Source organism: Flavobacterium sp. FlaQc-52, assembly GCF_044007495.1.
GTDB lineage: Bacteria > Bacteroidota > Bacteroidia > Flavobacteriales > Flavobacteriaceae > Flavobacterium > Flavobacterium cupriresistens.
This window is the reverse complement of sequence record NZ_JBIPCV010000013.1, coordinates 32225-44203: the sequence shown is the minus strand read 5'-3', so window position 1 is coordinate 44203 and position 11979 is coordinate 32225. Positions and strand designations below refer to the sequence as shown.

Here is an 11979-nt window from a genome sequence, read left to right as displayed (position 1 = left end):
AATGCTACTGTCAGTACGCCTGACAAGAGCAGTCATTCCCTTTCATTTTCAGCTTATTTTAAAGCAAAACCTCAACAATTGTAGATCAATTTTAATAATCAAATAACAATAAACTAATTATGGATTATACACCAAAAGACCTGGGAGAAACACCTAAACCACCGGACATGAGTGCTTTTAAAAATCCCCTGGCACAACCAGTACAAGGAAACATTTTTATAGACAGTTTTACGATTAGTCCTTTGAGCCCATCTGAAAAAAAGGAAAGCTTGTCTGAAGCCATAAAGAAAGAAAGCAGAGACAGCGCTATTTAGAGTCAAATGCTGCAAAAAACTTTTAGAGCTACTTCCGGTTCCCCTTAAAACGACCTAATTTATAAAATCACAAAAAATGCCAGACGAAATTACCCTTCAAAAACTAAAAGAAAAATACGGAACGGTACTAAAACTTACTTCCGACAATCAATCGACCACTGCTTACTGCAAAAAACCATCCTTTACTACATTTCTAAAATACCAAAAGATATACAAGGACAATCCGCATGAAGCCATTTTGTATTTATTTAAAGAATGCGTGCTTGAAAAAGAAAATTATGAAGACGAATTCATGCTTTCTGCAGGAAATTCGCTTGTAGCCACGATAAAAGCAGATAGCGAATTTACAATCGATGCCACACCGCAGAGAGATGAATTCAAAAAATCGGCTGCTCTTATCAGACAGGCTTTTCAGGTAGATCCGTATCAATTATCGATGGACGAGTTTTACAAATTACTCGAAGAAGCCCTGTGGCTGCAAAAACACAACGAGATAAGACTGGAAAATACCTTTATCACAGCCTTTGCTAAAACATTTTCAAACTAAAAATAAAAAAATAAATACGTATGAAATTCAATTTTAATGTAAACGAAATTTTAGACTCCAAAGACAACGAATATACCGGTATTAACTATAACGAATCGGAATCGAAAGATTTTATTATAGACAAAACAGGCGGTGAATTTAATCTGAGAGTTTTTGCTCCTTTGGTTTTCGAACCTCTGGTAAAAAAAGATCTTACCCTTCCCAGCTTGCGAATCGATGCTGTTACCGTTAATCTAAATCGTTCAAAAACCATAAAAAAAGAGAGCATCGAAGGAAGAGATTCAACGATCAAAGAACATATTACCAATGGTGATTTTAGTATTTCTATTGACGGATTAATTGCGAATGAAAAAGGGGACGAATACCCAAAAGAAAAACTTTTTTTATTGAAACAATTTCTAAATGCTCCCTATTCCTTAAGAATTACGCATGCCATTTTGAATCGATTTGGAATTTACGAGTTAGTAATCGATTCCTACTCTATCCCTTCTATTTCGGGAACAAAAAACATTCAAAAATTTACTGCCAGTGCGACCTCAGATGAAACCGTAGAACTAATAATTAGAGACAATGTTTAAACTAAATGCTAAAATTAGAGTCTACGAAACGGTAAAACTTATCCCAACTCCGAAGTTCTACGAATTTACCTATGTAAAAAATGTAGACATCAGCAGTTCGTATAAATCGCTTACCGATACAGCAACTCTTGTAATGCCAAAAAAAGTATATACCGATACCAAAGATTTTGATCAGAATCTGTTTTCGAATGCAAGTGGTAAGGAAAAATCAATTCATGATTTTTTTAAACTGGAAAATTTTATAGAAATATTTTTAGGCTATGACGGCGATTACAAATCGGCTTTTCGAGGGTATATAACCGGAGTCCAATCAGACATCAATGCAACTATATCTTGTGAGGACATGATGTATGCTTTAAAAAAGATAAAAGCAGTAAAAAATGATGATGTTCAGAATCCGAATGATGTCCTTAATGTTGTTGCGGCAAACCCTACTATAAATGTTGAAAATTTTAATCCTAAAACGTTCTTCGAAAAAAGAATCAAAGAGCTAAAATTACCTTTTAAAGTAAATGCGCTTAACGAGGAATTAGGTAACATCATGATTAACCGAAACCATAGTCTGGCACAAATATTTGAGATGCTGAAAGATCGCGGGATTTTCACCTATTTTAAAATCGAAAAAACTGGGCCGGTACTTACCATTACCAATAATCCACAGCAATATACGGCCACTGAATTAGGAGGTTTTATCGATCGAAATTTTATTAAAAGTCCATTAGTAGGAGCGATTACAAAAAAACTAATCAATAAAGGCCTTGACTTGTTAAGTTCCCAATTAAACAAAGTAATGCAAGTCATTCCCGGAGGTTTTTTAGGAAAAGCACTTTTCAGGTTTCATTACAATATTATAGAAGACAAATTGGTAGTAGTGAACGAGTCCACGAAGAATACCCGTACACGAGTAGAAAAATACTTCAAAAACTCAAACACTCCAATTTATATTGAATTAGGCGACCCCAACGGACAGTTAATAAAAACGCATGTATTGCACAGTGATACAGATGAATTACCTACAGATCCAACGGCTTTTAAAAAAGCTGCTGCAGAAACTGCTGCAGAATTGTTCCAACATGCTGCTTTCAGAGCAATGGGATCTAAACCAAGTGGTTTTGAAGGTTCTTTTCTCACTTTTGGAGAGCCGTTTGTACGCCCTACAGATAAAGTGATTCTTGAAAATGCAAAGGATATTGAAAAAAACGGAACTTTTCAGGTCGAGAAAGTAGAACGAAGTTATGGCGAGAACGGTTACAGACAAAGGATTTATATAGGTAGAAGAGTCGAAGCAATATAAAAATACACAAATGGAAAATATAACAGATCTAGTAAAAAATGTTGCTGCTAAAAATCAACGTATTGAAACTTTTGCGGCAAGAGTCATTGAAATAAACAAAGAGGAAGCATCACTTCATAATCCCGAAGATGCTTATACCGTCAACATTATGCGAAGCGATGGTGCCATACTTAAAAATGTACGACTAAAGGCCTCCATTCAGGATTTAGAGCACGGAATTATCACAATTCCTAAAAAAGACAGCTGGGTTTTGGCTACTATAATAGATGGCGTTGAAACCCGTGCCTTTATTTCGCAATATGCTGAAGTCGACAGAGTAATGGGGCGCATACAAGTCACAAGTGATCCCAAATTGTTTTTTGATTATAGCGCCGATGGTACCAAACTGCATATTCGTTACATGAAAACGGATACCGAAGGCGAAAGTAATGAGGCCAAAATTACAGATGTCGCTAAGATAGAGTTTGATAAGGACCAAAATTTTAAAATCAGCTACTTTGATGCTGACGAAAAACCATTGGCCGTTACGCATTTTTCGCCGGACAGTTTGACAGCTACTTTTAATTCTGTTGAAAACAAAGAAGTAAAAGAACGTCTGGCTTTGGCGATAGCAAAAGATACGGTTTCCTTAAAATTTAAGAATAATCAAGGTAAAGAATTAAACTCTTTGGTCGCAACACCCGAAAAGTACGCCATTTTATTAAAAACCGATCAGGATAAAAAACAGGCTTCTTTAACCATTGAAAAAGAAAAAATAGCCGGTTATCTGTTCCAAGAGGATGAACTCAAAAAATTGGCATTTGAACTCAATGGCGAAAGCGATAGTATTCGATTAAAAAAAGACGATAACAATTTAATTGAACTAAAAGGAAAAACAGCCATTACCCTAAAAACCGAAGGCGATATTAACATCGAAGGGAAAAACATAAATATGAAATCTACCGAAAAAATAAATATCAATGCTACCGGTGATACAACTATTAGCGGAGCCAACGTAAAAATCAACTAATTATGGCTACCAAATATGTATGTGATGGTGCTTTATGTATGTGCGATAGCGGTAATGCAGTAGGCATCTTAGAAGTAAAATCTCAAAGCACCGTTTTTATTCAGGAAAAATTAATGGCTACAGACGAAGAAAAAACTTTCACAGCTCCTTTTTTCGGAAACTGTTCTAAACAAAATAATAAGCCGTGTACTCCTAATATAATAACTAAATGGGAGAAACCCGCGACCAATGTAAATGCAAACAATAAAAAAGCGCTTTTAGAAACTTCAACTTTAAAATGCGAATTTAAGGGCGAAATCAAGATCACAAATCCGCTTCAAAATGGGCCTAAAAAAGTTGTATTTGATGCTTATGTACCACCAACAGTAACTCCCTTAACAAAGGAAATCGAAAGCGTGAATTGGAAAAATGCAGATTTAGACCAAGATATCGATACCGCCTATGTTGGAGATAAAGTGAGCCTAGTTGTAAAAACAAAAAACTACGCAGAAGGAGAAACAGTGGTAGTTGTAATCGACGAAGTCGATGGCAAAGATGTCAAAACAAATACCAAACTAATAAAATTCAGCGGAGAGGTCAATGCAGATGGTCTTGCCATTTTAAAAGAAGAAATTGCAATTGAAACCGTAAACTAGTAACAAACAAGATGGAAAGAACATTTAGAATTAAAGAAGTTAACGGTGATACTGCTTTTCAAGATCAAACATTAGTTGTAGAAAAGAAAAAGATAAATCTTTTAATTGTTTTGGAGTTAGGAGGTACAACACAATTTTCAAGAACTTATAATGACATCTGGACCGTTAAAAAACTAGATAGTCTGGCTAATCTAAAAGAGATTAATAATCTTGGCGATAGCTATGAATTTGAAAATATTTGCATTGTACATCATGGAAATATCTTCTCTGACACTTCTAAAGGTAAAAACAACAGGGCTATTTTATTTTCCAACAAAATTCGTGAAATAAAACTCGTAATTTCTAAATTAGGAGAAGTTCCCGTTACTATAGATGATGCATATGCTTTACGAGTATTCGAAAAATCAAAACTTCTGTTTAGCAAAAACGGTCCGGATGAATTAAAAATCAAAGCTTGTTTGGGTTTAAAAAATTTAATAAACAGGCTACCGGATGGTGGTACTTTTATTTCGGTAGCATGTAAAGAAGCCAACGATTCCGAATTCTTAAAAGAACTTGCTGATTTTACAACTAAAAACATTCAACTATTTGGCAATACAAATTATTCTCTTATTGATGACGGGAGTGACTACAAATACAATAAGCTGGTCCTTTATAACTATCGTTCCATTTTAAACACTTATTTATCAACCGCCTGGCAAAATCAGAACGGTTGGATGTATTATGACACTGGCTTAAAAAAGTTAGTTCTTACTAAAAAAGAACTTTGGTTGTACAGTACAGGAGAAAAAATATTTGCTTTGTTTAATAGAAAAAAGGAATTAACAAGGGAACAAATTGACAGAGATCATTATGCTCAACTATACTTTTCAAAGGAATACGAGAAATTTCACAAAAAAAATGTCAACACCATTACCTACGAAAATTGGAAGAAACAAATGGAAAAAAAATACTCTGATTTTAAACCCGCAGTATTAAATCCAAAAAAATAACTCTTTCAATCAGACAGATACTAACTAATCGAAGCTTCAAAATACCGGATTTGCTACTTTAAATAACTTCACAATAAAAAACACTCCACTTAAAAACATCTAAAATAAACGAGGCTATCAAAAAGTAATTTTTAGATAGCCTCGTTTTTGCTTTTGTATTAATTCAGTTTTTTCTTTAAAGTCTCTTCCAATTCGTAGAATTTACTTTCAAGTGTATGTAGTTTTTCATAAATATTAATCGGATCCGGCATTTGCTTAGAAGCGTACATACTGGCGTACCAAACTTCCAAAATATCCTCGGCATAAATCGAATACATCGGGTAATTTCCGTCTCTGTTGTCTGATTTAAGAATTAATTTTCCACTCTCTCTGATTCGGTTTAGCACCCTTTTTACAACAACCCCGTCATTCTTGCTGATAATAACGTAAATCCTACCGTCGAGTATATCATCAAAATTATCAACGTATTTTCCAAAAAGATAATCGCCGTCGTGTATGGTGGTTGACATTGAGTTTCCTTTAATTTCAAAACATCTGTAGGTTCCGTTTTTTAACATTGGCATGCTAAAGGAAGGAAGGCTCTCCATATATTCCGGATCAGAATAACCGTCTAAATAACCGGCTCGTGCCTTCACCCCTATAAAATTAATATTCTCGTCTCCTTTTTCATTTACCGTTATAATCTTAGGTAATTTTAAATTGACGTCATTACTATTTGTTGCAGTCACAAAAATCTCTTCGCTGTCACCAAAAAAATATTCCGGATTTACATTACAGTGTTTAATTATACTATTGATCAGATCGAAGCCCGGTTTAGTTCTTTTCCTGTTTCCATCAGATTGTAATCTGCCTCCAGTAATACTGTCTATTGTAGTACTCGTTACTCCTATTAACTTAGCAAAGGAATTATTATTCAGATTCATCTCGTCTATAATACGTTTTATTTTAGCGTGTATTTCCATCTTATCATTGCTTTATGTAATATGTTTTTATTTCCTGTAAAACATTCCACTATATGTTGCAAAAATAAATAATATATGCTTAACAATTGTCTTTCTTTCTCTTTTTTTTCATTAAACACTTAATTATCAATACTCCATTACTCTTTTTCTTACCTGATTTCCGTAATGCAAAGCTGACTAAACTCGTGCTAAATCACTGATACAGCACACTTACCTGCAATAATACCCAAATTCAATTTTTATTTTTTCCTGAAACGAAATAGGTACAACTTTTCTTAAACCCTACTATTTCAAGAGATAAAGAACTCTTTATTGTAGTAAAGTACTGTATTAAACAGCCTTTTTTCAGGTCAAAAAACAGCAATTAGCAGGCTTATCATATTACTGAAACTATTGCATTTTTTATGTAATATGTTTGCAATATCCAAACATATGTTTTATATTTGCTTAAAAATAATCCAACATATGATTTTAAAAGATTTTTATAAAGAGAAAAAGAGCGCCATCGAAACACAGTTTATTTCTGATGCGCCGGTAGTTCATTTGTATAGTGATGCTATTTTTAAAACCACTATCGAAAAACCTTTAGTACTGTTTAAATACAACAATGTAACCTGGGAGACCTCTTCTGAGAAAAATTACAAAGCTGATGTTTCTTTTTCTCTCTATGTTGTGATGCCCGTTGGTATTATTTCTTCAACAAGTTATGAAGCGGCATTCGAAATTGCAGAGCGTATCGACAAGGCTATCTTGACTGCCAGTACCAGTACCAGTTTCATCGATACCAATTCAACATTTAAAGTAAACGAAAAACAATGCAACAATGATCAGGTGTATTGGAATAAAAACGACCATTTCATCTGGCAAATAACCTATAAAACCACTTTAGTTGAAAACATATTAAAAAAGAAATACATCCTTTTCAATAACGGACTAAGTAATGAAGCACTCGAAGATCTTGGTTACGACCTCACCAACGGAATAATTGAAATAAACCCAAATAAAGTGGGTGGCACTGTAGAAGTAACAAACAATATTTAATCTGAATTTACCAGCACATTAAGTTTACAGAATATAGAATAAAGCTTGCGGCCTAAAGCCTACACCATAAAAAAACTAACCCACTACCAATTAATACCACAAATATGAAAAGAAGCAGAACACTATTAGACAAAAGAAGAGATTATGTGATTAACTACTTAAATAGTAATCAGGCCAAACAAATGAAGGTTGTGGTCTCTGAACTTTCCGATACTTTGTTCTTGACGGAGCGCACGATTTATACCATTATAAACGAAGGTCTTTCTTCTGAAGCCAGAGCTTAAACCACTGAAACTACTGGCTTTGCACATCAAAAAAATTGGAAAAAGCGATCTTAAGCCTTAAATTTGTATTCGATATCAAAAGCAAGTTTATCTCTTGGCCAAGAGTAAAATCCAACTAAAGAATCCGTTGTTACAAAGGGTTCAAAAGCACCAATCTTTTTTAGATTACAATTCAATTTAAAAACAATAATTCACTGACAATAACCAGTTTAACAACTTGTTACGGCCATTCTTATGCTTCATTTCAAGCAAAAAACAAAAATATTTTTTAAACAATTAAACTATTTATATTATGAGTACATTAAACGATGTAGTGATTAGCAAACTATCAGGCGGATTAGGAAGAAGAACTCCGGAACAGGACATGGTTTCAGGATTACTTTTTGACGGAGTTGCGACTGCAACATTAGCATTAGACAAAATAGAGCGTTTAGCTTCATTAGAGGATGCGAAAGCGTTAGGAATTACGGCTGATTATGATGTAAATGGACAATCGGCATACTACCAAATTCAACAATTCTTCAGAATGAATCCTTCAGGAGACTTGTATATTTTGGCAACTACTGCCGATTCGTACCCGGCTATCGCTGAAAAAGCAATGGAAATGCAAGAACTGGCAAATGGAAACATTCGTCAAATGGCAATAATTTTTAGCGGCAGTGCATCAGCTAAAGATATGGCAGCTGCAGCCAGAACAGCACAAACACAAGCAGCACTTGGTTATAAAGACTATATGCCTTTTGAAGTTATTTTAGAAGGAAAAGGTTTTATTGCAGCAGAAGCTACTTCTTTGGATACATTGGGTGCAGAAAATGTATCTGTTGTCGTAGCCATGGATGCCGAAAAAGCATTTGAAAAAAAGTTAGTTCAAAAAGACACTTTAAAACTTTATACGCTAGCTCCAAATGAAACAGTGGGCAAGGGAGATGATGAGGGTATTTATTTCGTATTTGATGATCAAAACGAACCTAAAAAAGTAAATGGAGTCGCTATTGAATTCATTTACACAGATTCATACAAAAATACCGCAGCGGTAGGATTGGCATTGGGAGCTATCTCCAGAGCAAAAGTGTCTGAGAACATTGCCTGGATCGAAAAATTCAATCTTACAGGTGAAGGTTTTGCAAAAGCAGGTTTTATTGGTGGGCAAGAAATTAAAACGTTGGGGACTTTAGAAACGTTAAACGAAAAAAGATACATTTTCGCGAGAACCCATACTGGTTTACCGGGTCTTTATTTTAATGATAGTCATACTTGTATTGCAGGTACATCAGACTATGCTTATGTAGAAAACAACCGTACAATCAATAAAGCAACTCGTTTGTTACGTACGGCTTTATTACCAAAATTAGCTTCTCCGGTTTTAGTTGATATCGATGGTAAATTACCACAATCTGTTTCAAAAAGCTTCGAAGGTTTATGCAGAAGCGCCTTAGAAGGAATGGTAGCCAATCAGGAAGTATCTGCATTTGATGTTTATGTAGATCCAAAACAAAACATCCTGGCTACTTCAGAATTAAAAGTAGTTGCTGAGATTACACCGGTTGGAACGGCTCGTAAAATTAAAGTTGATTTAGGATTCAAAAATCCTTTTGGAATTGACAAAGCCTAATTAGTTTCCCAAAACTATACCTCAAAAACAATAAAAATTCACAACGGATAACGTCAGTCTTCAATTGTAACAAACAACTGAAGAATGGCGGTACTCCCCGATCGTTATCAGGATCATTAAAAAATAAACAAAAGCTACATTATGAATAAATTACCATTAATTAACGGACAACAACACAGCTGGTCATCAATTGAAGTAAGTATTGCAGGAAACATCGTTACCGGTATTACGGCTGTAAACTATAGCGATTCAGTATCTAAAGAAAACCATTATGGTGCCGGAGATATGCCAGTGCACAGAGGTAGAGGTAAATATGAGGCAAAAGCTTCGATTACATTATACAACTATGAAGTAGAAGCTATTTTGGCCGCTTTGCCAAAGGGACAAAGATTACAGGATATCAATCCTTTCAGCATCATCGTAAGTTATTTAGATGACAGTAACGAAGTGATTACACACACCGTAAGAAACTGTGAGTTCAACTCAAACAGCAGAGGAATCAGCCAGGGAGATACTAAAATTGCCGTTTCTTTTGATTTGATCTGCTCTCACGTTGAATGGAATTAATCCACTTGATAAATTCCTAAAATTATAATTCCCCCCTTCCCTTCCTCTAAAACCGACTTCAAAGAGAAACCCAATATTCAACTGCGTTACGCAAAAAAGAAGTTCAAGGAACATGATTTTTGCAAGCAAACTATTCTACCTGCTCTTGATTGGTCCGTTTTAGATTGGGAATCTACTTCAGGAGGCTGCTTTGAGCTTATTTAACTCCAAAAAAATAACTCTGGCGGCCTCTTTTTTTTTCAGGTTTCATGTTTCATGTTTCAGGTTTCATGTTTCAAGTTTCAGGTTTCATGTTTCAAGTTTCAGGTTTCATGTTTCATGTTTTAGGTTTTAGGTTTGATGAAAATGCTAATGAGAAAGCAATACCAATACCTTAATTATTTAAAGAATCATATTCCTCGTGTCGGGAAGTATGCTTATGCTTTTGTATTTACTTGTGCAACTGCAATTAACAACAGACACCCATAAATCAGACAGTACTTACCCTATCATAAAAACAACTAAAAACTTTTCAAAATGGAAATAACTCAACCCAAAACAGCCGATGTTCTTGACGGAAATATTACGCAGGCACAGTTAAACCAATGGAAATACAAACATAAAAAAGTAATCAAACTTACGATCACAGATGATGACGGGACTATCCTGTTTGCTTATTTCAAAGTACCGGACATCAGTATTCGTTCGGCGGTATTGCAGGCTTCTAAAATGGATGAATTTAAGGCATTGGAAGTTTTATTCAAAAACTGTTACCTGGGCGGTGACGGCAAAATCGAGCAAGAAGACGATTTACGTCTCAACATTACCACCGCTTTCTCTGATCATATTCAACCTAAACCTGTAAAAGTAGAGGTGTTGTAATCGCAAAATCGCTTTCTGTCTTTCTATAAAACTCCATCCTAATGATTATTCGAAACCATAAAATAAATTTAAAAGATACTAGTCCGGCAGAAATGGCAAGACTGAGACAAATTATTCTTGGCATTTGGCGTCAGCAGGTGGAAGACGAGAAAAATGCTGTCGAACTACTTCAAAATGCTGAAAATTCTCAAATAAACAATCCTGCGAATCTTACTGCAATTACAAAAGAGAACGAAATTTCATCTCATAACAGTACTATTCCCCAAGTAACATCGTCTCAAAATAATACTATCGTTTCTGATGACCTTGATGACATGGCACCAGCGATTGAACGCCCAAATTCTTACAACGGCGTGCTTGGAAAAGGGGATTGGAGAGAAGATGACAGGATTACAAATAATTTAGTTTGGCAAAATGCGAATCATTTTAATCTTCAACAAAAAAACGGTGAATATGCCTATAAGACCATAGAGGAACGAGCAGGCTTTTACAAATGGTTTCAGAAAACGACCGAATTAAGAGGTTACGAAACGAAATGGGCAGGCGCAGCATTTGTTGTTGCTGCCCAGATGTCCAATATTCACAGTATCAACAGTTCTCTTATTGATAATGATGTGGAATCCGATATAAAAGCGTTTGCAGAATCTGGCAATAAGGATATTTTTAATAATGTTTTTAAAAAATTAAGAGACTTATACAATGGCCCCGTTTTAAAAGGCCAGACCGCAAAAAACTGGGATACGGTAACGTTAACCGTTGAACAAAGAGATATTGTTGGTCCAACTTATTTTAAATATCAACGGCTAAACCCAAAGATTATTCAAGTTCTCTCAAAAATGGCAAAAGGACAAGGTCTTTTTGGCATCGGTGTAAGTCCTGAACTGAGATTCGATGAGCATAAGGATATAATGGATTGGAAAAACAGATTCAACCATGGAATGACAGTAGCAGTTCCATTTTGGAATAAATACTATTCTAAAAAATAATATAGAAATTATCATTTTAAGAGCCATCAATTAATTGTCTATTGTTAATTTTTTCAACTAAATACCCGTTTTTCCACTACAGAAAAACGGGTATTTTTTTATCTTTTTTCTGATTTAAAAGCTCTGAAAATAAAATCAAAAAACCGCACTATCACTTACTGAAACTACTGATTTACAAAGCCAAATAATTTTCAGAACCCCATATTTCAGCGTATTTTTACACTGTTCTTTACAACCATTTGCTCCAGATTGGATGCGACCCTAAAAAAGAACTTTTGAGAAATTTATTTGTTGCCT

General features: G+C 34.7%; 14 protein-coding genes. 13 read left to right on the top strand and 1 reads right to left on the bottom strand.

All coding sequences use genetic code 11. The features are described from left to right. Nucleotides 1-119 precede the first annotated feature (119 nt). The 7 genes from ACHRV5_RS18990 (at nucleotide 120) to ACHRV5_RS18960 (ending at nucleotide 5369) form a co-directional block, all read left to right on the top strand. Nucleotides 120-314, top strand: a complete 195-nt coding sequence (locus tag ACHRV5_RS18990; protein ID WP_395427811.1) for a hypothetical protein — start codon at nucleotides 120-122, stop codon at nucleotides 312-314. 76 nt (nucleotides 315-390) lie between these two features. Further along, on the top strand, nucleotides 391-861 hold the full coding sequence (locus tag ACHRV5_RS18985; protein ID WP_395427810.1) for a hypothetical protein: 471 nt from the start codon (nucleotides 391-393) through the stop codon (nucleotides 859-861). A gap of 20 nt (nucleotides 862-881) precedes the next feature. Continuing rightward, the gene (locus ACHRV5_RS18980) at nucleotides 882-1439 is read left to right on the top strand and encodes a DUF6046 domain-containing protein (protein WP_395427809.1); all 558 of its coding nucleotides are present in this window, start codon (nucleotides 882-884) and stop codon (nucleotides 1437-1439) included. Then, on the top strand, nucleotides 1432-2733 hold the full coding sequence (locus ACHRV5_RS18975) for a hypothetical protein (RefSeq protein ID WP_395427808.1): 1302 nt from the start codon (nucleotides 1432-1434) through the stop codon (nucleotides 2731-2733). Before ACHRV5_RS18980 ends, ACHRV5_RS18975 begins: the two co-directional genes overlap by 8 nt. A 10-nt stretch (nucleotides 2734-2743) precedes the next feature. Then, the gene (locus tag ACHRV5_RS18970) at nucleotides 2744-3742 is read left to right on the top strand and encodes a hypothetical protein (RefSeq protein WP_395427807.1); all 999 of its coding nucleotides are present in this window, start codon (nucleotides 2744-2746) and stop codon (nucleotides 3740-3742) included. 2 nt (nucleotides 3743-3744) lie between these two features. Then, a complete protein-coding gene (locus tag ACHRV5_RS18965) occupies nucleotides 3745-4377 on the top strand; it encodes a DUF4280 domain-containing protein (protein WP_395427806.1) in 633 nt (210 codons plus the stop codon). 11 nt (nucleotides 4378-4388) lie between these two features. Beyond that, nucleotides 4389-5369: a hypothetical protein gene (locus ACHRV5_RS18960; RefSeq protein WP_395427805.1), complete on the top strand. Its 981-nt coding sequence runs from the start codon at nucleotides 4389-4391 to the stop codon at nucleotides 5367-5369. 158 nt (nucleotides 5370-5527) lie between these two features. Here the strand turns inward: ACHRV5_RS18960 and ACHRV5_RS18955 are convergent, their stop codons facing one another. After that, complete coding sequence (locus tag ACHRV5_RS18955; RefSeq protein ID WP_230002843.1) at nucleotides 5528-6331, bottom strand: S24/S26 family peptidase; 804 nt, start codon at nucleotides 6329-6331, stop codon at nucleotides 5528-5530. A gap of 465 nt (nucleotides 6332-6796) precedes the next feature. Here ACHRV5_RS18955 and ACHRV5_RS18950 point away from each other — a divergent pair, with 465 nt between their 5' ends. The 6 genes from ACHRV5_RS18950 to ACHRV5_RS18925 all read left to right on the top strand — a co-directional run bounded on the left by ACHRV5_RS18950 (nucleotide 6797) and on the right by ACHRV5_RS18925 (nucleotide 11682). Beyond that, entirely contained in the window at nucleotides 6797-7372 is a 576-nt protein-coding gene (locus ACHRV5_RS18950) for a hypothetical protein (protein ID WP_047778702.1), read from the top strand. Nucleotides 7373-7476: 104 nt separating this feature from the next. Further along, nucleotides 7477-7656 carry a hypothetical protein gene (locus tag ACHRV5_RS18945; RefSeq protein ID WP_131701558.1) on the top strand — a complete coding sequence of 60 codons (180 nt, stop codon included), beginning with the start codon at nucleotides 7477-7479 and terminating at the stop codon, nucleotides 7654-7656. Nucleotides 7657-7948: 292 nt separating this feature from the next. Further along, nucleotides 7949-9268 (top strand): DUF2586 domain-containing protein, encoded by a 1320-nt coding sequence (locus tag ACHRV5_RS18940; RefSeq protein WP_395427804.1) that lies wholly within the window; start codon nucleotides 7949-7951, stop codon nucleotides 9266-9268. Nucleotides 9269-9409: 141 nt separating this feature from the next. Further along, complete coding sequence (locus ACHRV5_RS18935) at nucleotides 9410-9835, top strand: hypothetical protein (protein ID WP_035684757.1); 426 nt, start codon at nucleotides 9410-9412, stop codon at nucleotides 9833-9835. Nucleotides 9836-10351: 516 nt separating this feature from the next. Beyond that, nucleotides 10352-10696, top strand: coding sequence for a hypothetical protein (locus tag ACHRV5_RS18930; protein ID WP_047778700.1), 345 nt, complete (start codon nucleotides 10352-10354; stop codon nucleotides 10694-10696). Nucleotides 10697-10737: 41 nt separating this feature from the next. Next, complete coding sequence (locus ACHRV5_RS18925) at nucleotides 10738-11682, top strand: hypothetical protein (RefSeq protein WP_395427803.1); 945 nt, start codon at nucleotides 10738-10740, stop codon at nucleotides 11680-11682. The last annotated feature ends 297 nt before the right edge of the window (nucleotides 11683-11979 follow it).

Bases quoted from the DNA above. Each gene is read 5' to 3' on its own strand.
- ACHRV5_RS18965 (WP_395427806.1), top strand. From the start codon at position 3,745: ATGGCTACCAAATATGTATGTGATGGTGCTTTATGTATGTGCGATAGC.
- ACHRV5_RS18960 (WP_395427805.1), top strand. From the start codon at position 4,389: ATGGAAAGAACATTTAGAATTAAAGAAGTTAACGGTGATACTGCTTTT.
- ACHRV5_RS18955 (WP_230002843.1), bottom strand. From the start codon at position 6,331: ATGGAAATACACGCTAAAATAAAACGTATTATAGACGAGATGAATCTG.
- ACHRV5_RS18990 (WP_395427811.1), top strand. From the start codon at position 120: ATGGATTATACACCAAAAGACCTGGGAGAAACACCTAAACCACCGGAC.
- ACHRV5_RS18940 (WP_395427804.1), top strand. From the start codon at position 7,949: ATGAGTACATTAAACGATGTAGTGATTAGCAAACTATCAGGCGGATTA.
- ACHRV5_RS18950 (WP_047778702.1), top strand. From the start codon at position 6,797: ATGATTTTAAAAGATTTTTATAAAGAGAAAAAGAGCGCCATCGAAACA.
- ACHRV5_RS18935 (WP_035684757.1), top strand. From the start codon at position 9,410: ATGAATAAATTACCATTAATTAACGGACAACAACACAGCTGGTCATCA.
- ACHRV5_RS18970 (WP_395427807.1), top strand. From the start codon at position 2,744: ATGGAAAATATAACAGATCTAGTAAAAAATGTTGCTGCTAAAAATCAA.
- ACHRV5_RS18975 (WP_395427808.1), top strand. From the start codon at position 1,432: ATGTTTAAACTAAATGCTAAAATTAGAGTCTACGAAACGGTAAAACTT.
- ACHRV5_RS18980 (WP_395427809.1), top strand. From the start codon at position 882: ATGAAATTCAATTTTAATGTAAACGAAATTTTAGACTCCAAAGACAAC.
- ACHRV5_RS18985 (WP_395427810.1), top strand. From the start codon at position 391: ATGCCAGACGAAATTACCCTTCAAAAACTAAAAGAAAAATACGGAACG.
- ACHRV5_RS18930 (WP_047778700.1), top strand. From the start codon at position 10,352: ATGGAAATAACTCAACCCAAAACAGCCGATGTTCTTGACGGAAATATT.
- ACHRV5_RS18945 (WP_131701558.1), top strand. From the start codon at position 7,477: ATGAAAAGAAGCAGAACACTATTAGACAAAAGAAGAGATTATGTGATT.
- ACHRV5_RS18925 (WP_395427803.1), top strand. From the start codon at position 10,738: ATGATTATTCGAAACCATAAAATAAATTTAAAAGATACTAGTCCGGCA.